This is a genomic window from Streptococcus sp. 20925_1_69, assembly GCF_041432365.1.
Lineage (GTDB): Bacteria > Bacillota > Bacilli > Lactobacillales > Streptococcaceae > Streptococcus.
Window position 1 is genome coordinate 106,013 of the sequence record NZ_JAPVZL010000001.1, and the last position, 20,915, is coordinate 126,927.

Consider the following 20,915-nt stretch of genomic DNA (forward strand, 5'->3'; position numbering starts at 1 on the left):
GGATTTTTAATCTTTTTTTGATATAATTAGAGGTGAGAAAACCAATCTGAATCCTAAAATAGAAAGATTGATACTATGACAAAAATTAAGATTGTAACCGATTCATCTGTTACTATTGAACCAGAACTAGTAAAACAAATAGATATAACAATTGTTCCATTATCTGTAATGATTGATAATGTTGTTTATTCTGATGCGGATTTGAAAGAAGAAGGTAAGTTTCTTCAGTTGATGCAAGAAGCTAAGAATCTTCCTAAAACAAGTCAGCCACCTGTAGGTGTCTTTGCTGAAGTGTTTGAAGAACTATCTAAGGATGGTAGCCAGATTCTTGCTATTCATATGTCTCATGCTCTTTCTGGTACTGTAGAAGCAGCACGCCAAGGTGCTAGTTTATCTACTGCAGATGTGACTGTTCTTGATAGCTCTTTTACAGACCAAGCCTTGAAATTCCAAGTTGTTGAAGCTGCGAGATTAGCTCAAGAAGGCAAAGACATGGAGGCAATTTTATCTCATGTAGAAGAGGTTAAAAACCACACAGAACTCTATATTGGCGTTTCAACTTTGGAAAATCTTGTCAAAGGTGGCCGTATTGGTCGTGTAACTGGATTGTTGAGTTCACTTCTCAATATCCGTGTTGTCATGCAAATGAAAGACCATGAATTGCAGCCAATTGTTAAAGGTCGTGGAGCTAAAACCTTTAAAAAATGGTTAGATGAGTTAACAACAACTCTCTCTGAACGTTCTGTAGCAGAGATTGGAATTTCATATTCTGGTAGTGCTGATTGGGCAAAAGAGATGAAAGAAAGCTTACAAGCTTATGTTGAAAAACCAATTTCTGTTTTGGAAACGGGTTCCATTATTCAAACTCACACGGGTGAGAACGCCTGGGCTATTTTGGTACGTTACCACTCCTAAAAAAATAAATAAAATGGGAAGAAATAGCGTTTTTAACTTGACCTAAAAGGGATTTTAGGATATGATTATACTTGTTAATTAGAAAATAAATTGGAGGAATCGTTAACATGGCAAACAAACAAGATTTGATCGCTAAAGTAGCAGAAGCTACAGAATTGACTAAGAAAGACTCAGCAGCAGCAGTTGAAGCTGTATTCTCAGCAGTAGCTGACTACCTTGCAGCTGGTGAAAAAGTTCAATTGATCGGTTTTGGTAACTTTGAAGTTCGTGAGCGTGCTGCACGTAAAGGTCGCAACCCACAAACTGGTAAAGAAATCACAATTGCAGCTTCTAAAGTACCAGCATTCAAAGCTGGTAAAGCTCTTAAAGACGCTGTTAAATAATTAGTCTTTAAAAAGCCTATTGTATCAAGCTTTCTAGCTTGGTCAGTAGGCTTTTTTTGTGTATAGGGGGCAAAAAAGGGGCAAAATACTATTTTTTCACTTGTTTTAGGATGATGTCAACCAGCATTTTCGTTATTTTCTAAGAGTGATGAGTTTTTATTGTTTATCCGTAGGATGATCGACTATTTTAAATAATACTGTATTTCTAGCTTATACTCTTCTAAAATCTCTTCAAACCACGTCAGCTTCACCTTGGATTATATATGTGACTGACTTCGTCAGTCTTATCTACAACCTCAAAGCAGTGCTTTGAGCAACCTGCGGCTAGCTTCCTAGTTTTCTCTTTGATTTTCATTGAGTATTATTTGTCTCAAAATCAAACCATGAAGATGGATAATCGCATTCTATGATATTTTATTGATTTTCAGTTGAAGTCATATCAAATATTTAAGTAGATAGAAAAGTTATATACTATCTATTGAAAATATTATAAATCAGATACAAAGACAGGTGAAACCTTCTGTGTTATACTAGAGATATGTTAGATTTGAAAGAATACGGTATCATCATGTGGCCAGAGGGGAAGATTGTTTCTTTTCGTAAGAAACTTCTCGCTTGGTATGATGAAAACAAGCGAGATTTACCCTGGCGTAGAAGTACAAATCCTTATCATATCTGGGTGTCTGAAATTATGCTCCAGCAGACCAGAGTGGATACGGTTATCCCTTACTACGAACGATTCTTGGACTGGTTTCCAACAGTAGAATGTTTGGCGAATGCACCTGAAGAGCGTTTGTTGAAGGCTTGGGAGGGACTAGGATATTATTCTCGAGTACGCAATATGCAGGCTGCAGCCCAGCAGATTATGATTGACTTTGGTGGTCAATTTCCAAATACCTATGAAGGAATTTCCAGTTTGAAAGGAATTGGTCCCTACACAGCAGGAGCGATTTCCAGCATTGCTTTTAACTTGCCTGAGCCAGCTGTAGATGGTAATGTTATGCGTGTTTTGGCCCGTCTGTTCGAAGTCAACCATGATATTGGGATTCCAAGTAATCGCAAAATTTTTCAGGCGATGATGGAAATCCTGATTGACCCAGATCGTCCGGGTGACTTTAATCAAGCTTTGATGGATTTAGGATCTGATATTGAGGCTCCTGTAAATCCTAGGCCAGAAGAGAGTCCGGTGAAGGATTTTAGTGCGGCATATCAGAATGGAACCATGGACCGTTATCCAATTAAGGCTCCAAAGAAAAAGCCTGTTCCTATCTATCTTAAAGCCTTGGTGGTCAAAAATACTCAAGGACAATTTTTAATTGAAAAAAATGAAAGTGAAAAGTTATTGGCAGGTTTTTGGCATTTTCCCTTGATAGAAGTTGATAACTTTTCGCAAGAGGAGCAGTTTGACCTCTTTCATCAGGTTGCAGAAGAAAGTGTAAACTTTGGCCCCAGTCCAGAAGAGAGTTTCCAGCAGGACTATGACCTAGATGTTGATTGGCTTGATGTTTGTTTTGAGACTGTCAAGCATGTCTTTAGCCATCGAAAGTGGAATGTACAGATTGTAGCAGGTCAGGTGAGTGACTTTCATGATTTTTCAGATAGGGAAGTTCGCTGGCTTTCACCAGAAGAGTTCAAGGATGTTCCACTTGCCAAACCCCAACAAAAAATCTGGCAGACTTATGCACAAGCCAACTTAGACAGTAGCAAAGACTAGCTATTGTGTCTTCTTGCTATTTTTTTGGTATAATAGTAGAGAAAAAGGTGAACATATGAAAAAAATATTAATTGTAGATGATGAAAAACCAATCTCAGATATTATCAAGTTTAATATGACCAAGGAAGGTTACGAAGTTGTAACTGCTTTTAACGGTCGTGAAGCGCTAGAGCAATTTGAAGCAGAGCAGCCAGATATTATTATTCTGGATTTGATGCTTCCAGAAATTGATGGTTTAGAAGTTGCTAAGACCATTCGCAAGACAAGTAGTGTGCCTATTATCATGCTTTCTGCTAAAGACAGTGAATTTGATAAGGTTATCGGTTTAGAGCTTGGGGCGGATGACTATGTGACAAAACCCTTCTCAAATCGTGAGTTGCAGGCTCGTGTCAAAGCTCTTCTCCGTCGCACGGACTTGGCTTCTGTAGATAATCAAGAATCAGATGAAAATAAAACTCAACCCTTGCAAATTGGGGACTTGGAGATTGTTCCAGATGCCTATGTTGCGAAGAAATACGGTGAAGAACTAGACTTAACCCACCGTGAATTTGAGCTTTTGTATCACTTGGCTTCTCATATCGGTCAAGTAATTACGCGTGAACACTTGCTTGAAACGGTATGGGGGTATGATTATTTCGGAGATGTTCGAACAGTTGACGTAACCATCAGACGTTTGCGTGAGAAGATTGAAGATACACCAAGTCGTCCTGAATATATCCTAACACGTCGCGGTGTTGGTTATTATATGAGAAATAATGATTAAACTAATTAAAGATACAGTTTTAACCAGTGATTTTATCTTTATCCTCATTCTACTTGGCTTTATTTTAGTAGTGACCTTGCTCTTACTAGAAAATCGTCGGGATAATATTCGGTTGAAGCAAATCAATCAAAAGGTAAAAGACCTGATTGCAGGAGATTATTCTCAGGTATTGGATATGCAGGGAAGCTCTGAAATTACCAATATTACTAATAATCTCAATGATTTATCAGAAGTAATTCGTTTAACCCAAGAAAATCTGGAACAAGAGAGCAAACGTTTACATAGTATCCTCTCTTACATGACAGATGGCGTCCTTGCGACTAATCGTCGCGGTAAGATTACCATGATTAATGACATGGCTAAGAAACAGTTAGGTGTTCAGAAAGAAGATGTTCTAAACAAAAGTATTTTAGAATTGCTTAAGATTGAAGATGAGTATGAACTTCGTGATTTGATCACCCAAATTCCTGAACTCATGATTGATTCTCAGGATGCTAATGGTGAGTATCTGAGCCTCCGTGTTCGCTTTGCCTTGATTCGTCGAGAGTCTGGCTTTATTTCGGGTCTGGTTGCTGTTTTGCATGATACGACTGAGCAGGAAAAGGAGGAACGCGAACGGAGACTCTTTGTTTCCAATGTTAGCCATGAGCTACGTACTCCTCTAACTAGTGTGAAATCCTATCTTGAAGCTTTGGATGAGGGAGCTTTGTGTGAAACTGTAGCACCAGACTTTATCAAGGTATCTCTAGACGAAACCAATCGTATGATGCGCATGGTAACTGACCTCCTTCATCTTTCTCGAATTGACAATGCCACCAGTCATCTAGATGTGGAACTGATTAACTTTACTGCCTTTATTACCTTTATCCTCAACCGTTTTGATCAGATAAGAGGGCAGGATGAAGATAAGAAATACGAACTGGTGAGAGATTACCCCATTACCTCAGTTTGGATAGAGATAGATACAGATAAGATGACACAAGTGATTGATAATATTCTTAACAATGCCATCAAGTATTCGCCAGATGGTGGGAAAATCACAGTGACCATGAAGACGACTGATGATCAGATGATTTTATCCATCTCAGACCAAGGTTTGGGTATTCCTAAGCAGGATTTACCACGCATCTTTGACCGTTTCTATCGTGTGGATCGTGCTAGAAGTCGTGCCCAAGGTGGAACAGGTCTGGGACTGTCTATTGCCAAAGAAATTATCAAACAACATAATGGCTTTATTTGGGCCAAGAGTGAATACGGTAAGGGATCAACTTTCACAATTGTGCTCCCTTATGATAAGGATGCAGTGAAAGAAGAAGTATGGGAGGATGAAGTAGAAGACTAGAATGAGTGAAATAGGCTTTAAATACAGTATTTTAGCGTCGGGTTCCAGTGGAAATTCCTTTTATCTGGAAACCCCAAAAAAGAAACTTTTAGTGGATGCAGGCTTGTCGGGTAAGAAAATTACCAGCCTACTTGCTGAAATAAATCGCAAACCAGAAGACTTAGATGCCATCTTGATTACCCATGAGCATTCAGATCATATCCATGGAGTAGGCGTTTTGGCTCGCAAGTATGGTATGGATCTTTACGCCAATGAAAAGACCTGGCAGGCTATGGAAAATAGCAAGTATCTTGGCAAGGTGGATTCTTCGCAAAAGCATATCTTTGAAATGGGCAAAACCAAAACCTTTGGAGATATTGACATCGAGAGTTTTGGTGTAAGTCATGATGCAGTCGCACCGCAGTTCTATCGCTTTATGAAGGATGACAAGAGTTTTGTCCTTTTGACAGATACAGGTTATGTTAGTGACCGTATGGCGGGAATTGTCGAAAATGCGGATGGATATCTTATCGAGTCCAACCATGATGTAGAGATTTTGCGAGCAGGATCTTACGCTTGGCGACTCAAACAACGAATCCTATCGGATCTGGGTCACCTTTCTAACGAAGATGGTGCCGAAGCTATGATTCGGACGCTAGGAAATCGCACTAAGAAAATCTACCTTGGTCACTTGTCTAAGGAAAACAATATCAAGGAGCTGGCTCACATGACCATGGTCAATCAGCTAGCACAAGCTGATCTGGGAGTCGGAGTAGACTTTAAGGTTTATGATACCTCACCAGATACCGCAACACCATTGACAGATATATAAAAAAGAAGGCTAGGGCCTTCTTTTTTATATATTAGTAGATAGTTGGTGTGGTATAATGTTCAAAAATGGTATAGGAGAAATAGCGTGAAAAGAAAATGGTTATTTAAGGATTACTATGACACATCGATTATCATACTTGCGTTGATATCTGTATTATTGATTTACTACTTTGGGGTGTTTTTGTGGTAGATTATGGATGGCGGTTCTTTTTAAGTAAAGAGAAATGGCGATTCATAATTGAAAATATCTTTGATCTGCTAGCTATTCTGCCTTTAAATGCTATTTTTACAGTATTTCGATTAGGGCGTATCTTTCGCTTAGCAAGGCTGACAAAATTACTGAAACTGACTCGTTTACTTAGAATAATTGGACTTACAGGTAAATTAGAAAGAAAAATTAGTAGATTCTTACGGACAAATGGCCTGATTTATATCTTGTATGTTAATATCTTTATCGTGCTAGTAGGAAGTTCAATTTTATCTGTAGTTGAAGAAAAATCATTCTCAGATAGTCTTTGGTGGTCTCTTGTAACAGTAACCACTGTTGGTTATGGTGATATTGTTCCAGTTTCCCTTTTTGGGAAATGGATAGCTGTTTTATTAATGTTGGTAGGGATTGGTACAATAGGAATGTTAACGAGTGCCTTGACGAACTTTTTTGTAAAAGATAATCCAGATGAACAGATACAATTTGATAAACTCCAAGATGAATTATCTAGTCAGAGAACATTAATAGAGAAACAATCTGAAAAGATAAAAGAACTACACAGAATGATAAAAGACTTAGTTGAAAAAATATAATAAAGGTGAGACAAAACTTTATTCGAGGAGAAATCAAGTAAGTCTTGACACAATAAAACGCATAATATCAAGGTCTCTGCACCCTTACATTATGCGTTTTTGTGATTTTTTAGAATGGTAATTTCCCAGCGAAAGCACCTAATTTTTTCTTAGTCGTTTCATCGATTTGTTCAAGAGCTGAGTTGATGGCTTGAACAGTCATATCAGAAAGAGTTTCGAGGTCTTCTGGGTCAACGACAGCTGGATTGAAGTCAATGCTGACAACTTTCTTATCGCCAGTTAAGGTCGCTTGAACAAGGTCTTGAGCAGATTTGCCAACAAATTGCATAGCAGCAAGTTCAGCCTGGCTTTGTTCCATTTGTTTTTGAAGTTTTTGTGCTTGACGCATCATGTTTTGCATGTTCATCATGGTGATTTATAGTTTCCTTTTATCTTATTTTCCTTCTTATTTTATCAATTTTGAGGTTAAAAGTCTATTGTTAGTATAAATCCTCTAACATTAAATTGTCTGAAAATTTATTGAAAAATGAGTGAAAACATGGTATAAAGAAACGTAAAATTAATTCAGGCTTCCTGAACCAATAGGAGTAAACAATGAAAAAACTAGGTTTTGTCCTTTTATCTTCAACCTTACTATTGACAGCTTGTGCTGTTAGGTTTGAAAAATCAGCAGATACAACCGATTCGTCTAAGGTGACAGCTTTGTCTGAAGACAAGCAGAAAATGCTTGATAAGGCCACAGCTGACTATAAGACTTTTGTGCAAGAGCAAATTGATAAACTGTTGACAGATGCAGAAGGCTTTGTCAAACTTTTGAAAGAAGGTAAGTTAGAAGAAGCCAAAAAGGTTTATCCACTGATTCGTATGTCTTATGAGCGTTCAGAACCAATCGCTGAAAGTTTTGGTGAGTCAGATGTCAAGATTGACTTCCGTTTGGCAGACTACATGGACGAAAACAAGACAGAGGAAGGTTGGTCAGGTTTCCACCGTATCGAGCGTATCCTTTGGGAAGACAATACCACTAAAGGAACTGAAAATCAAGATAAGGAAGAGTAAATCTGCTCTAATAAAAAAACTTTGTTCTCTAGAAAGCATTGTGTAGCTAGCTAGAGTGCAAAGTTTTTTTGTTTTCTAGTTAAAATGAAGACTGTATTCTTTATAATCACAAGGCTATTAAGGGAGCAGTTGACATCAAAATGATGATTTTGAGTTTTTATTATTTTTGCTTTGTAGTAAGGTAACATAGTCACTTTTGGTGTGGAATAAGTGGGAAAGAAAAACAGTTCTTTGGGTTTGATCGATAAAGTAAAGCAAGATATATTGACCGATAATTTTTCCTTGTGTGGGGTACTTACTATTGATTTTAAGTCCGATTTTTTCATCTACATCAAAGCCAGCTTCAGGAAAGGTTTCTAAACTTTTTAAGCCGTCTAGAATTTTGGCCACAGTATTTTTAGCAGACTGAGGTGATAAAAGAACAGTAGTAATGTAGTCATGAATACTGTCAATTGCCTGACTCACTTCAGTAGATAGAATCACTTTATAAACCATATCGTAGCCTCATATCGTCTAGGGAAGTCCCTTGTCCGGATTCGTATTCTCTTAAGGCGCGTTCCGATTGGGCTTGTAGTTCTTGAATCAATCGTTCACGGTGTAAATCTTCTGCAGTTTTTATTGGCAAATCCTGTTCGAGAACAATCTGCTCGATAAAAAGACTAATAGCATCCGTCATAGTCATTCCTTTTTCCTTGATTATAGCTCTAGCTTGTTCCATTGATGACTCATTGATTTTAAAATTGTATTGCTTAGTAAGTGATGTAGTCATGGTATATCTCCAATCTATACTATATATAGCTAGTATATATCTTTTATACTTTTTAGGCAAGAAAAAACTTTGTTCTCTAGAAACCATCGTGTGGCTAGCTAGAGTGCAAAGTTTTTTGAGTCTGGAATATGAAAACAGCAGTTGATTTCAAGAAACAAAAAAGAACAGTCGAAACTGTTCTTTTTATCATTATTTGAGACCGTATTTTACAAAGATATACTCTATAGTGTTTAAATCCTTATTAAATCAACGTTTCTAAAGGGGATATAGCTGTAAAATATTATATATATACCGTATTGTTAAACCAAGACGGTACCAAAAAGGTACCAAAAATTAAGGTTTCGGAGCTTATAAAATAATGAAAGTTGTCTCAAGTATTTGGGCTTTTTTTATTGACTTTTTTTGTAATGAATGAGATAATAAGAACACGAAGAAGTATCTCATAGATACACCAAACCCCCGAGGACGGCCAGGTCTCTCGAGGGTTTTTTTGTGGTGTTTTGGGCTAGCCTTAGCGTTTGTCCTCGTCATCTAGCCACTTGATGAGATAGTGAGCCAGTATCTCAACCGTGATTCCGAGTAAGAGCTCGAAGAAGTAACTCATAGAACAACACCTCCTTTCGCATTAATTTGCGGAAGGTAGCTTCAGCAATTTATATTATATCACAATAAAAGACTCTAAACTAGAGCCTTTTATAATTTATCTTAAAAATCGTCGTAGCGCTTTAGTTGACTGTCGTACAGAGCGGTCAAGAAAGCGTAATGCAGAAAATGCAAGCATCCAACCAAATAATGTTTTTCTCATAGTGTTACCTCCTCACTAAATAGTATACCATAGCTTATTTTTTAGCTGCGATTTCCTCGACGGTCTTCTTTTTGAAAAATTCGATTTTCTCAATCGGAGTCATATTTCGATATGTTTTGATAAAATCACGATAAATCAGATACTTTTTATCAGGATCAAGTAAGTCATTAAAGAGTTTAATAACTCCAGTTTTAAAGCTATCAATATCCTTAATAACAAGAAGAATATAAGGTGATTTTTGTATTAGATGGATGTTATAGTTATCCTTGAGGCGAATTTCTAAAACATTGATAGCCAGGGCATTTGACCAAAACGATTCTCCCTGTTCATCTGAAGTAAAATAAGGCTCAATAATGCTGAGTGGATAGGCTGATGGTATATAGTTCCCAGTGATTTCCTTAAAAACTGACTGTAGGAAACCCAGTAATATTTTTCCGGAAAATGTACCGGGTTGTTTAATTTTGTGTACTAAAGGTTTGTTAATATTGTTCATCTTTTTCTCCTTGTTCATTTATTCCATGGTTCTCTTGACAACAAGTAACCTAGTCTTTTTTAGCCTTTGGCAATCGGTCGTCAGCTTTTCAGCCTGACGACTCGACTGTCTTTAGTCTAAAGTCGACTAGCTTGTTATCAAGAGACTTTCACGGCATAAAGTGCTTAAAATATATTTTTTTCAATCATATTTTTAACACTTCGAGCGACTGACATAATGGTTATTCTTGGTGGTCGTATTTGATTTATGACATGTAACATTCTACTGAATTCTTTAGGATGCATGTAATTTCTTGCTGTTTTGCGCCAAAGCGCAAGTTTTTTATTTACGGCATTTAATTGTTCACCTAATCGTTTTATACTTTCATTGAGTTTTTTATTTGCGTGTTTTAGTCTATCGACTTCTGATTTTAGCGTACGATTTTCAGATAATATATGATCACTCTTCATCAGTTCTTTAGCTAAGTTATTCTGTTTAGAAAGTGATTGCTGTAATTGATGTTCAAGTTTGCTGTTTTCGTGCCTTAGCCTATTATTATCTAGGGCATTTCGGGAGGCTGTATGAAAGAGTCTGTCATAGGTTGCTTTATCCATTTTTAGTTTACCGTCAAATGTACGTCTGACTAATTTGTCTTTTTTCATTTCTTCAATCTGTAGAGGTTGAAGAGACTCCAAGACAGCTATATCATCTAGTAAAGCATTTTTCTCTTTTTCGTGTTGCTTGATTTTTTCTGTAGTTTGCTTTTCCTGTTTTTCTAGTTGCCTTAGTTTTTGGGTTTTATCAACTATCTTTTTATCAGTATCATCTAGTAAGCGTTGCTTTTCTTTAAATTCTGCTGTTTCGAGGTGTTTCTTCTTGCTATCAGACTCCCCACGTTGCAAATTATAGCCATGTTCATTCAGGTATTTAGGAAAAGCCTCCTGGATCTCTTTCAGTTGGTCACGGCTACCAAATAATGATTTAGAGCTTAACTTGCCATTTTGCATAGGTACAAGTCCTAAGTGCATATGTGGCGTACTCTCGTCAAGATGTACCATAGCATAAGCGATATTACTATTACCGTATCTTTCAGCAAAGAAATTTTTTGCTGTTTCAAAAAAGTCCTTAATCTGATCCGAACTCATATTTTCAAAAAATGCTTTATCTGATGTAATAATCCATTCATTACACAAAACGGCATCTTTACGTAGAGCACGTTTGGAAATTTTATTATCGTAGATGTATTGTTTAATCTGCCTATCGTAAGGGATAGAGCGGTCACGGTCGGTTAATTCATAATTTAGGTGAGTCTTATCTGGGTCAATATCCTTGTTCGAGTGATTTTCAAAAATTCGTTCATTGTGACGATAGGCACCACCAAGATTTCCAGATTTCATTTTTTGCATCCTAGCTACTGCATAACTCATAGTTTGTTCCTTTCTCGGCTCAAAGGGTCGCCGAGCTGGTGGCGGAAGATTGCCACCAGGATTAAGTGACCCATAGGGTAGATTTTTTCCTGAAGGATCGGCACGACTTCCATGTAAAGTGTAACGCACTACACTTTACTCCGTAAATGTGCGTTCTCCGAAGGGTCTTGCAGACGGCACGTCGCTCCTGTATTAGGAGCGACATCGAACCACCTCTCGAGCCACAAGAGGAGTTTCGACTATACTCGCCGAAGCGAGTGGGGCACTCTATCAGTGCCCCAGGGTCGGACGCTTCGCATTGTCCGACAAATGCCGTCAGAAGACGGCAAAGGCTAAAGCTACAAGGAAAGCTATAGGTACAGTAGTGAGTGCAAGCATTAAGTAAAATCGATGTTGTTCCAATCGTTCAGCATAATCTGTCCAAGCTTTTAAGTTTTGTTGATCACTCTTCCTATAGCCTTTCAATAGTTGCAAATCTTGTTCTAGTTGCTTGCCTTGTTCTTTGGCCTCCTCTAATTCTTTCTCAAGTTTAATCACATCATTTTCAAAATGATAATCTTCAAGTATTCTAATGCCTATTAAATCAAGGTTTTCAACCTTTTGGTTGTCTAGGTATAAATGACCTTTCAACCTCTCTTTATATTTTGTAGATCGTATCCGTTTATAGATGGATTGACTACTAACTCCCAGGCTATCAGCGTAGTCTTTTATTCTCATTTTAGGCCTAATAACTCCTTGTTAATACTGGATTTTCAACCAAATGGTTGAAAGCTATTTCTGTTATTCTTCCCCCATAATAAGCAAGCTGTTTTTCTAATATTGGTCGTTCATGTTTTAATAAATCTTTCATCAATTTCAGATAGTCAATATCAGATGTTTTATAGGTCTGTAAAAGTTTCTTGTATTTTGTACGTGTGTTTTTACTGACTTTATTCCAGATTCCTTTATCACGAGTAAGGGCAAGTAAGTAAAGTTGAGCTTCTATACCTAAACCTTCAAAGTTAAACGGCTTAAAGATAACAGAGTCAATGACTTCAAATATTTCTTCAACCGAGCGACTTCGGAGCTGAAATTCTAAGCGCCACCAATGCTGGAACTGCTGAGCAAATTTTTTGTCTTCCTCAGAGCCATTTTCTAATTGTTCAACTTTTTTATTATAGAGTCTAATTTGCTTTTCTGACCTGGAGGCGCCTAGATATTTAGTTTCTAGTTTTCCATTCTGGTCTCTCCATTCTTTGGTAGCAGTAGGGCGGCCTTTCTTTTCAAGAATAAACTCACTACAATCAACTTCAAATATATCAAAAGCTAAATCAACTCGAGAGATTGCAATATCTTCAAGATATTGTATAATTGTATCTAAGATATTAATATCAATCTGTCGGAGTTTATTGGGGTTAAACTCTATCCTGAAAGGGCGAGCATTAAAGGCTTGTCCTTTTAACTTGTCGTAATCTAGGAGGAGTCTAACGTGACTTCCGTCCCGAGTGATTGCTCTAAACATATCAGTCATAGCAGTCTGGACGATAATGGCTGTATGACTTTCTATCAAACTTTTGAGATCAAGGAGTTTGATAGGTTTGATATAAGCTGTAATAGTGATGTTGTCCAAGCTAACTTTTAATTCCAAATCAACCTCCTTTCTTGTAGAGGTCGCCTATCGGCATTTTTTCTGTCTGAAATACTTGTCAGCAAGATTTTCAATATAGTTCATGATACAAATATAGAAATGAGCGAATAGACTTATAAATAAAGGAACTAGGAACACTATCAAAAGCGAACGCACTCCTGAGAGCCACATTATGAAGGCAAAAGGCACAAGAGCGATAATATATCCTGATATAACCTTATTTGTTAAGTTTTTCATATAAAACCTTCTTTCTTTTAGAGGTCGCCTATCGGCGCCTCTTTTTTGTCTGCGCAAAGACCTCCGTAAAATGACATTCTTGGGGGAGCAACCCCAAGCCGACTTCGTCGGACCATTTTCATTTTGCTACGGTCAAACTTGCCAAAAAATGGGTGCAGTAAAATCCCACGAAATGGGAACATAGCGGGCTGTTAGAGGAGCCCGCGTTATAAATTTTGAGGAAGCTCAAAAATTTAGTCTCAAAATCTCATTTTCAAAATATTTTCATAGCTGTTTTCATAACTGTTTTAGGACTAGAAATTTTGTAGATCTGGAACAGATTTTTGAAAAAGAACAACTCTTTCAATCAAAAATATTTTTTGGATTTTCTCAATGATATCTTCAGGAGGAATTTGCTTGTTTTTCTTGTATTTAAAGAATCGGTCTTTAGCTTTTTTGATTTCTCCTAAATCGTCAGACACATCAGCAAACAGTAACTCATTCAGTTCAAACCAACGTAGTTCAGACTGTTTACGGACAACCTCGAAGTTTCTCCAAAAACGTCTACCCTCATCTAGTTTTTCTGCTTTAGCGAAAATATGAGCTCTTTCTAGTTTACGTTGCTTACGTGGGATAAAACTCCCTAAATCTTCAATTCCAACACCTGCAAAAATTTCCCCATCTTTAACAACAATAGGAAGCCTTAGAGTTTTCAGTTTATTATTTGAAACAAGCTCTAGAAACTCACTCAATGTCGTTTTATAGTCCAGTTTATATCTTAAGAAAGCTGGCTTTAGCAATATAAAAAAATCAGGTGTTTTAGATGCGAAAGACAATAAGGTGTCTTTATCAATATCTTTATAATCGCATGATAAGAATGCGACTTGCCTATTATTAAGCCAGTTTTCTATAGTATTTTTTTGCTCGGTGTCATCACTAAAATAGATTGTCAACATTCTTTCTATAACTCCTTCACATAAATTCTATCAGGTAGATGAAGTAGAGGATTGTGTTTGTAAACTGTAATTAAGTCAGCAATTTGTAAACGATATTTCAAGTTAGTTATTCTTGATGTACTAAATCCAAACATTCTAGCGAGTTCTTCTCTTGTGTAAGCAAGATAAATTTCTCCATCATCATCTACCCATCCCATTTCAACAGCTTCTTCTTTTTTGCTGAGAAGAAGTATATAAAAAATTATTGCATAAGGGGAGAGGTCTCTGTATTCTTCCTCGAACAATAATGCTTTAGGAAGATAGTAGTAATAATCGTCATCATATTCCATATTTCTCACCTTTCATATTGTTGTAGCCATTGAGCGACTTTGTGTTTATCGTACAGTGTCACTCCGTCAATGACCATGTGGGGCATGCCTTCACGTTGCCATTTCACTATCGTAGTGGTTGAGACTGACAACCAACGGCACAAACCTGCCATACGAACTATAGGTTTATAGAGTTCCTGGTCCTCAAGGGCTTTTTCGATAGCTTTCTGAAGCATAGTATCGTAACGGGCAAGCAACTTCTTTTCGGTTGCTTTTGGGAGGTGGATAGTAAAATTTTCTGTCATATTCTGACCCCTTTCTTAATTTTATAAGCTCCGAAATTTTACTCATTTAAGAGTATGTCACGATTATATACCCTTTTTTGAGTAATGTCAACTTATTTTTACTCATATTTGAGAAAAAGTGTTAAAATATTTTTAGAGGTGAAAATATGAATAATTTTTTATTTGACAAACCTGAAAATAGGTTAGAGATACTAATGAAAAAAAATAATTACACACTAAAAAAGGTTAGTGATGATACGGATATACCAATAACAACTCTCTCAGGATATAAAAAAAATCTACGTACTCCTAAAAAAGAAAACGCAGAAATTCTTGCAGAATATTTTGGCGTGTCTATCCCTTACTTGTTGGGGCTTGATGATAATCCTGTATTAGTCAATCCAGGATCAGTCAAAGAAATTTTTAAAGGCTTCGCCAAAGTGCTTCAGGGAAAAAGTACGATTGAAAATAAAATTACCGAATGGACTCCTTTTGGAAAAGATCTTGCTATTATACTTGCAGAACTTAATCAATCAGAGGCATTGTCTGATTACATTGATTTTCTAGCAAGTAAAAAAGGCTTTAACCCTGTTTTGGTTAAAGCTATTAAAGAATTTATAGCTGATGAGAAACAAGGCCTTATTCCTTTCCTGATTAACAAATCAAGTGCAGAAGACTCTCCTTATCATTATGTCTGGGAAGCATGGGTAGAGACTCCTGAATACAAGAGACGGCAAGAAGAGAAAAAGCGTAAGAAATAACTGACAATCATGATTTCTTTATTTTATAAGCTCCGAAACCTTAAAAAATAAAGGAGAAATTAGAATGTCTATTATTAAATATAAGGCTAAAAAGTCTAAATCAGGGTATCTTTATAAGGTCAGAATCTACAGGGTGATTGATGGCAAACGTCAGGACTTCTTTAAAAGCGGTTTTAAGAGCCTTAGAGAGGCTAGACAGTATGAAGCTATGATTTACCACAAAAAAGCGTTAGGCGACCTCTCAGGGCTTCTGAGAGCCTCTGAGAGACGTTTTGATGAAGTTTTTGAGGAATGGTTCAAAACTTATCAAAACACAGTAGAGAGGACGACAAGCGTCCGTACAGATGATTTGTTTAGAATCCATATCTTGCCAGTTCTTGGAAAGATGAAAATTTCCAAAATTACTCCTTGGCACTGCCAGGACTTTATCACCGAAAAAGGTCAGACTTTTAGAAATATCAAACAGGTAAAATCTTACACTAGCCAAGTGTTTGATTTTGCTTTGAAAATGAAATTGATAACAGACAATCCAATGAAGCAAACGATACTCCCCAAAAGAGAGCGGAAGAAGTCAGATAACTTCTTTAGCGTTGAGGAGTTGCATGAGTTTTTAGCTATTATTAAGGCAGAAGAGCCTTATAAAAACTATGCCTTATTTCGTTTGTTGGCCTATAGTGGCTTAAGGAAAGGGGAGTTGTATTCTTTGAGGTGGTCTGATATTGATTTTGACAATCAATTACTGTCTATCAGCAAAAACCTAGGTAGAATCAAGGGGAAAGCCGTTGAGAAAAGCACCAAAAACAGGTTTTCCATACGGCAAATCCCTTTAGATACTAAGACAATCTCGATTTTGAAAGAGTGGAAACAAAAGAGCAGAAGAGAAAAGGGGCAACTGTCAGTTACCCCATTGATTGATAGCGATTATATGTTTACGTTTGTTGATCGAGACGGAAAGATAGAACCTTTATATCAGGATTATATCAATAGTGTTCTAAAGCGGATCATCAGGAAACATGGCTTGAAGAAGATAACTCCTCATGGCTTCAGACATACTCATGCAACCTTGATGATTGAAGTAGGGGTTGACCCTGTCAATGCGGCCAAAAGATTAGGTCATGCAAGTAGTCAGATGACCCTGGATACTTATAGCCATTCTACAGTAGCAGGAGAGAAGAAAGCTATCACAAAATTTGTAGATTATCTGGATAGTGCAAAAGGTTAGTTTTCCAAGACGGTACCAAAAACGGTACTAAAAACAAAAAAAGCCAATTCCAATTTCTTGGAAAAGGCTTTGTATCAACGTTTTTAAGCAATAAATGCGGTTGATTATTTGAGACCGTATTTTTTGTTGAAACGATCCACGCGTCCATCTGCTTGAGTGAACTTTTGACGTCCAGTGTAGAATGGGTGTGAGTCTGATGAAATTTCCACACGGATCAATGGGTAAGTTTCGCCTTCGAACTCAACAGTTTCGTTAGAGCGTTTTGTTGAACCGCTAAGGAATTGGTAACCAGTAGTTGTGTCCATGAAGACAACTGGGCGATATTCTGGATGGATATCTTTTTTCATTTTGCAATATTTCCTTTCTGCCATGGTCTCTTTGCGAGCCATAGATTGTTACCATACTAGTCTATCAGATTCTGAAAAGTTTGGCAAGTATTTTATCAGTTTTTAAGCAAGTTTTTTAACTTTTGGTAGATGATTTCGTTTTCCTCTAGGCTATAGGAATTAGCACCACTTGCTAGCGGGTGGCCTCCTCCATCATGTTCTTTGGCAATTTCATTGATAGGATGGATTTTACTGCGTAAGCGGACACGGTAGTGGCCATCAGCCTGCTCTACAAAAATTCCCCAGAGACTCACACTGTCAATGCGTCCAGGTGCACCGACAATGGCTGCAGTTTCAGCATCGGTAACATTGAATTGTTTTAAGACTTCTTGACTCAGGATAACGCGCGCTGCACCATTTTCATCCACTTCCAGATGGTCATAGATGTAGCCTTGAAGTTTAGCAATTTTGTAGCTCATAGTGTCCATTTTGCGAGTGAGAGCCGAAAAATCAAAGTTCTGTTCTCTCAGAGAGGCAGCCAGGCGGAGGGTGCGTGCAGTGGTAGAAGGGTAGAGGAAACGACCTGTATCACCAACGATTCCTGCAAAGAGCAATTCAGCAGCGCGATCTGACAAGGCCAGATGGGTTGTTTCAGCAAATAGGGCAATCATCTCGCTAGCACTGCTTGAACTAGTATCCACCCAAGATAGGTCACCATATACATCATCATTTGGATGGTGGTCAATCTTAATGAGAAAATCACCTTGACTATAGCGCTTATCATCGATACGAGCAGTATTAGCTGTATCACAGACGATGACAAGTGCGCCTTGGTAGGCACTATCTTCAATAGAATCCATTTCAGCCATCCAAGTAAGAGTTGGTTCATCAAAACCAACGGCTTTGATGGTTTTTTTTGGAAAATGATGCTCCAACAAGGCTTTTAAACCTACCTGACTTCCCAAGGCATCAGGGTCTGGTTTCATATGACGATGAATGATAATCGTATCGTATTCTTTGATTTTTTCTAAAATTTGATGGCAAATGTCCATAAATAACCTCAATTCTTTCTCATTTCATTGTAGCACAAGAATTTTTATTTTTAAAATGAAAAAGATGTGATATAATGGAGAAAGATAAATTGAGGAGGACGATATGGCATTAGCAAAAATTGTATTTGCCAGTATGACCGGTAATACCGAAGAAATTGCAGATATTGTAGCAGACAAATTACGTGACTTGGGCTTGGATGTCGATGTTGATGAATGTACAACTGTTGACGCTTCAGACTTCTTGGAAGCTGACATCGCTATCGTTGCGACCTATACTTATGGTGATGGTGAATTGCCAGATGAGATGATGGACTTCTACGAAGACCTAGCTGATCTCAATTTGAATGGTAAAATCTACGGAGTGGTTGGTTCAGGTGACACCTTCTACGATGAATTCTGTAAGGCTGTTGATGACTTTGATCGTGTCTTTGTTTCAACAGGAGCAGAAAAAGGTTCTGAATGTGTCAAAGTTGATCTTTCTGCTGAGGAAGAAGATATCGAACGCTTGGAACAATTCGCAGAAGAATTGGCTGCTAAAGTAGGATAAGCATAAAAGTGCGCTGATGTAATCAATCAGTGCATTTTTCTTATCGAGAGTTGGGATTTTACTAGCCTATTTGATGGCTTTTTGATACAATAATTCAAATAAAGGAGGAGACACTATGGATTTAGATATTATTCGCCAAGAAATTGATCAAATCGACGATCAAATTGTTAAACTTCTAGAAGAACGAATGCACTTAGTTGAAGGGGTTGTCGCTTATAAGAAGGCTTCAGGGAAACCGATTTTAGATACTAAGAGAGAAGCGGTTATTTTTGAAAAGGTTAGAAGTCGTGTAGGAGATAAGCGCTATCAGGAAACTATTGTCGCGACTTTTTCGGACATACTCAAACGTTCGCGTGATTATCAGGATCAAAATATCAAATGAAAAAAGAACAATTTTATCCGCTAGGGATTTTTCTAGCTGCTATGTTGGGTGGATTGATTCGCTACCTAGTTTCCACTTGGTTACCAGCCAGTCCTGACTTTCCTTGGGGCACTCTCTTTGTCAACTATCTGGGAATTTTCTGCCTGGTTTATCTTGTCAAGGGCTATCTGGTCTATAAAGGAACCAGTAAAGGCGTGATTTTAGCTCTGGGGACAGGTTTTTGTGGTGGTTTGACCACCTTTTCTAGTCTAATGCTTGATGCTGTAAAACTGCTTGATACAGGGCGTTATCTTAGTTTAGTCCTGTATTTGCTTTTGAGTATTGGTGGAGGTCTACTCTTGGCTTATTTTCTAGGGAGGAAGAAATGGTAATCGTCTATCTTGCAATTGCTTGTGGTTTCGGAGCTTTAGTGCGCTATTTCTTTTCCCGCTATAATCAAGCTTTTAAATTGCCACTCGGAACGCTTATAGCAAATCTTTTAGGGTGTTTTTTGATTGGATTATTCTACAATCATGTAGAGTCTAAGGGAATCTATGCTATTCTAGCAACAGGATTTTGTGGAGGTTTGACAACTTTTTCGACCTTGAATGACGAACTTCAAAGACTGTTAAGTGATAAGAAGGTATTTTATTCTTACTTGACTTTAACCTATCTAGGTGGTTTGGTTGCAATTTTTTTAGGAATTCTGCTATAAATTTCTTTACTTTTTTCTGGAAATTTGGTAAACTGTATCTTGTGTGTAATGGACGCACAAAAATACAGTTTATCCGCTGAGGAAGGTTCCTCAAGATTGACAAAGATAGGAGAATAAAATGAATCCATTAATCCAAAGCTTGACTGAAGGTCAACTTCGTACAGATATCCCCTCATTCCGTCCTGGTGACACTGTTCGTGTACACGCGAAAGTTGTCGAAGGTAACCGTGAACGTATCCAGATTTTTGAAGGTGTTGTTATCGCACGTAAAGGTGCTGGCATCTCAGAAAACTACACAGTTCGTAAAATCTCTAACGGTGTAGGTGTTGAGCGTATCTTCCCAATCCACACTCCACGTGTTGAAAAAATCGAAGTTGTTCGTTACGGTAAAGTACGTCGTGCGAAATTGTACTACTTGCGTGCACTTCAAGGTAAGGCAGCTCGTATCAAAGAAATCCGTCGTTAATTCGACTAAAAAACTCTGCTTTTTCAGCAGAGTTTTTATCTAGCTCCCTTAGTTCAATGGATATAACAACTCCCTCCTAAGGAGTAGTTGCAGGTTCGATTCCTGCAGGGGGCATGTAAACTATTGATTTTACTGGGCGTTTGATGTGCTTCGCCCCTAAATTACAAGATTTATATAAAAGTGTCGACGTAGATTCGATAAGCAATCGCTAGAAGAACTTTAACAAAATATCATAAATTATAAAATTTGGAGTACTAATGGTTGATAAAGATTTTTCTTTTGATAAGATAGAATCTATCTTAAACGGAGCTAGCAATTTTTATATTTCTTCAACTGAACAATTGAATAAATGTTTAGATCATGTTGTTCAGTTGATTTCGGATTCATATGTTTTGTATATAAATAGTTCCTATACTTCTGCATCTTTTCTAGCTATTAGCGTGATAGAAGAGGTTGGAAAAATTAGAATGGGGATGTTTATTAAAGGTTCAGATTCCTATGTGAGAAAAGATAAATTAAGAGATCATAAGTCTAAACAAATTGTAGGAGCAAGCTACACTATTTGTATGGGCGAAAGGATTAAAAATGCAATTTCTGATGAAAATTTGGAAAAGATATTTCAATTTATTTATTCTGGTGAATTAAAAGATTTAAGAGAAAAAGCAATTTATTGTGATAGAAAAAATAACAATATTGTGACACCAAAAGATTTAATTACTCAAGAATTTGCAAGAAATCTACTTTTATTTGCGATAGAATCATTTGATGATAATCTGGTGGGATGGACAGATTACTCAATCTAGTTATCAAAGAAAAC

At 37.3% G+C, this 20,915-nt stretch carries 25 protein-coding genes, 1 tRNA gene and 3 pseudogenes; 17 read left to right on the forward strand and 12 right to left on the reverse strand.

The genetic code is table 11. From position 1 onward, the window contains the following. Positions 1 to 75: 75 nt before the first annotated feature. The 7 genes and pseudogenes from O3601_RS00545 (at position 76) to O3601_RS00575 (ending at position 6,728) form a co-directional block, all read left to right on the forward strand. Positions 76 to 915 carry a DegV family protein gene (locus O3601_RS00545; RefSeq protein WP_371470214.1) on the forward strand — a complete coding sequence of 280 codons (840 nt, stop codon included), beginning with the start codon at positions 76 to 78 and terminating at the stop codon, positions 913 to 915. 107 nt (positions 916 to 1,022) lie between these two features. Further along, positions 1,023 to 1,298, forward strand: a complete 276-nt coding sequence (locus O3601_RS00550) for an HU family DNA-binding protein (RefSeq protein ID WP_001284642.1) — start codon at positions 1,023 to 1,025, stop codon at positions 1,296 to 1,298. Between the two features lie 538 nt (positions 1,299 to 1,836). Next, positions 1,837 to 3,012: an A/G-specific adenine glycosylase gene (gene mutY, locus O3601_RS00555; RefSeq protein ID WP_371470215.1), complete on the forward strand. Its 1,176-nt coding sequence runs from the start codon at positions 1,837 to 1,839 to the stop codon at positions 3,010 to 3,012. Positions 3,013 to 3,067: 55 nt separating this feature from the next. Continuing rightward, positions 3,068 to 3,775: a response regulator YycF gene (gene yycF, locus O3601_RS00560; protein WP_000722071.1), complete on the forward strand. Its 708-nt coding sequence runs from the start codon at positions 3,068 to 3,070 to the stop codon at positions 3,773 to 3,775. Next, positions 3,768 to 5,117, forward strand: a complete 1,350-nt coding sequence (gene vicK / locus O3601_RS00565; protein WP_371470217.1) for a cell wall metabolism sensor histidine kinase VicK — start codon at positions 3,768 to 3,770, stop codon at positions 5,115 to 5,117. Before yycF ends, vicK begins: the two co-directional genes overlap by 8 nt. 1 nt (position 5,118) lies before the next feature. Further along, positions 5,119 to 5,928, forward strand: coding sequence for an MBL fold metallo-hydrolase (locus tag O3601_RS00570; RefSeq protein ID WP_054384038.1), 810 nt, complete (start codon positions 5,119 to 5,121; stop codon positions 5,926 to 5,928). Between the two features lie 84 nt (positions 5,929 to 6,012). Then, positions 6,013 to 6,728 (forward strand): annotated as a pseudogene (locus O3601_RS00575) (potassium channel family protein). Between the two features lie 109 nt (positions 6,729 to 6,837). On the opposite strand, the gene O3601_RS00580 reads toward O3601_RS00575, so the two are convergent. Beyond that, entirely contained in the window at positions 6,838 to 7,137 is a 300-nt protein-coding gene (locus O3601_RS00580) for a YbaB/EbfC family nucleoid-associated protein (RefSeq protein WP_000981526.1), read from the reverse strand. A 185-nt stretch (positions 7,138 to 7,322) separates the two neighbouring features. Between O3601_RS00580 and O3601_RS00585 the strand changes: the two are divergent. Continuing rightward, positions 7,323 to 7,766: pseudogene (locus tag O3601_RS00585) on the forward strand (imelysin family protein); the annotation flags it as partial. 153 nt (positions 7,767 to 7,919) lie between these two features. Here O3601_RS00585 and O3601_RS00590 read toward each other — a convergent pair. The 9 genes and pseudogenes from O3601_RS00590 to O3601_RS00630 all read right to left on the reverse strand — a co-directional run bounded on the left by O3601_RS00590 (position 7,920) and on the right by O3601_RS00630 (position 14,669). After that, positions 7,920 to 8,279 (reverse strand): type II toxin-antitoxin system RelE/ParE family toxin, encoded by a 360-nt coding sequence (locus O3601_RS00590; RefSeq protein ID WP_371470285.1) that lies wholly within the window; start codon positions 8,277 to 8,279, stop codon positions 7,920 to 7,922. Then, entirely contained in the window at positions 8,269 to 8,553 is a 285-nt protein-coding gene (locus O3601_RS00595; RefSeq protein WP_000213594.1) for a type II toxin-antitoxin system RelB/DinJ family antitoxin, read from the reverse strand. Before O3601_RS00595 ends, O3601_RS00590 begins: the two co-directional genes overlap by 11 nt. A gap of 839 nt (positions 8,554 to 9,392) precedes the next feature. Then, positions 9,393 to 9,851 carry a hypothetical protein gene (locus tag O3601_RS00600; RefSeq protein ID WP_285292218.1) on the reverse strand — a complete coding sequence of 153 codons (459 nt, stop codon included), beginning with the start codon at positions 9,849 to 9,851 and terminating at the stop codon, positions 9,393 to 9,395. A 164-nt stretch (positions 9,852 to 10,015) separates the two neighbouring features. Beyond that, entirely contained in the window at positions 10,016 to 11,257 is a 1,242-nt protein-coding gene (gene mobV / locus O3601_RS00605) for a MobV family relaxase (RefSeq protein ID WP_371470578.1), read from the reverse strand. Between the two features lie 315 nt (positions 11,258 to 11,572). Further along, complete coding sequence (locus O3601_RS00610) at positions 11,573 to 11,974, reverse strand: hypothetical protein (protein WP_371470288.1); 402 nt, start codon at positions 11,972 to 11,974, stop codon at positions 11,573 to 11,575. A 35-nt stretch (positions 11,975 to 12,009) separates the two neighbouring features. Next, positions 12,010 to 12,884: pseudogene (locus O3601_RS00615) on the reverse strand (replication initiation protein). 530 nt (positions 12,885 to 13,414) lie between these two features. Continuing rightward, on the reverse strand, positions 13,415 to 14,056 hold the full coding sequence (locus O3601_RS00620; protein WP_285292215.1) for a hypothetical protein: 642 nt from the start codon (positions 14,054 to 14,056) through the stop codon (positions 13,415 to 13,417). A 5-nt stretch (positions 14,057 to 14,061) separates the two neighbouring features. Beyond that, positions 14,062 to 14,385 (reverse strand): replication initiator protein A, encoded by a 324-nt coding sequence (locus O3601_RS00625; RefSeq protein ID WP_371470290.1) that lies wholly within the window; start codon positions 14,383 to 14,385, stop codon positions 14,062 to 14,064. Positions 14,386 to 14,390: 5 nt separating this feature from the next. Beyond that, positions 14,391 to 14,669: a DNA-binding protein gene (locus O3601_RS00630; protein ID WP_371470293.1), complete on the reverse strand. Its 279-nt coding sequence runs from the start codon at positions 14,667 to 14,669 to the stop codon at positions 14,391 to 14,393. A 146-nt stretch (positions 14,670 to 14,815) separates the two neighbouring features. Here O3601_RS00630 and O3601_RS00635 point away from each other — a divergent pair, with 146 nt between their 5' ends. Continuing rightward, positions 14,816 to 15,409 carry a helix-turn-helix domain-containing protein gene (locus O3601_RS00635; RefSeq protein ID WP_371470296.1) on the forward strand — a complete coding sequence of 198 codons (594 nt, stop codon included), beginning with the start codon at positions 14,816 to 14,818 and terminating at the stop codon, positions 15,407 to 15,409. A 64-nt stretch (positions 15,410 to 15,473) separates the two neighbouring features. Then, entirely contained in the window at positions 15,474 to 16,631 is a 1,158-nt protein-coding gene (locus tag O3601_RS00640) for a tyrosine-type recombinase/integrase (RefSeq protein WP_371470299.1), read from the forward strand. Between the two features lie 104 nt (positions 16,632 to 16,735). Here the strand turns inward: O3601_RS00640 and O3601_RS00645 are convergent, their stop codons facing one another. Both O3601_RS00645 and O3601_RS00650 read right to left on the reverse strand, forming a co-directional pair. Further along, the gene (locus O3601_RS00645; RefSeq protein WP_000710764.1) at positions 16,736 to 16,978 is read right to left on the reverse strand and encodes a type B 50S ribosomal protein L31; all 243 of its coding nucleotides are present in this window, start codon (positions 16,976 to 16,978) and stop codon (positions 16,736 to 16,738) included. 95 nt (positions 16,979 to 17,073) lie between these two features. Continuing rightward, positions 17,074 to 18,009 (reverse strand): bifunctional oligoribonuclease/PAP phosphatase NrnA, encoded by a 936-nt coding sequence (locus O3601_RS00650; RefSeq protein WP_371470374.1) that lies wholly within the window; start codon positions 18,007 to 18,009, stop codon positions 17,074 to 17,076. A 103-nt stretch (positions 18,010 to 18,112) separates the two neighbouring features. Between O3601_RS00650 and O3601_RS00655 the strand changes: the two genes are divergently transcribed. From O3601_RS00655 to O3601_RS00685, 7 genes are all read left to right on the forward strand, one after another. Then, entirely contained in the window at positions 18,113 to 18,556 is a 444-nt protein-coding gene (locus O3601_RS00655; protein ID WP_001162128.1) for a flavodoxin, read from the forward strand. 115 nt (positions 18,557 to 18,671) lie between these two features. Beyond that, positions 18,672 to 18,938 (forward strand): chorismate mutase, encoded by a 267-nt coding sequence (locus O3601_RS00660; protein ID WP_000362436.1) that lies wholly within the window; start codon positions 18,672 to 18,674, stop codon positions 18,936 to 18,938. Continuing rightward, a complete protein-coding gene (crcB, locus tag O3601_RS00665; RefSeq protein ID WP_371470376.1) occupies positions 18,935 to 19,309 on the forward strand; it encodes a fluoride efflux transporter CrcB in 375 nt (124 codons plus the stop codon). The genes O3601_RS00660 and crcB (O3601_RS00665) overlap by 4 nt, the downstream gene beginning before the upstream one ends. Next, positions 19,303 to 19,632 carry a fluoride efflux transporter CrcB gene (gene crcB, locus O3601_RS00670; RefSeq protein ID WP_371470378.1) on the forward strand — a complete coding sequence of 110 codons (330 nt, stop codon included), beginning with the start codon at positions 19,303 to 19,305 and terminating at the stop codon, positions 19,630 to 19,632. Before crcB (O3601_RS00665) ends, crcB (O3601_RS00670) begins: the two co-directional genes overlap by 7 nt. A 118-nt stretch (positions 19,633 to 19,750) precedes the next feature. Next, positions 19,751 to 20,098, forward strand: a complete 348-nt coding sequence (rplS, locus tag O3601_RS00675; protein ID WP_001068669.1) for a 50S ribosomal protein L19 — start codon at positions 19,751 to 19,753, stop codon at positions 20,096 to 20,098. Between the two features lie 42 nt (positions 20,099 to 20,140). Continuing rightward, positions 20,141 to 20,212 (forward strand) — tRNA-Arg (locus tag O3601_RS00680). A 143-nt stretch (positions 20,213 to 20,355) separates the two neighbouring features. Continuing rightward, positions 20,356 to 20,901, forward strand: coding sequence for an AbiV family abortive infection protein (locus O3601_RS00685; RefSeq protein ID WP_371470380.1), 546 nt, complete (start codon positions 20,356 to 20,358; stop codon positions 20,899 to 20,901). The last annotated feature ends 14 nt before the right edge of the window (positions 20,902 to 20,915 follow it).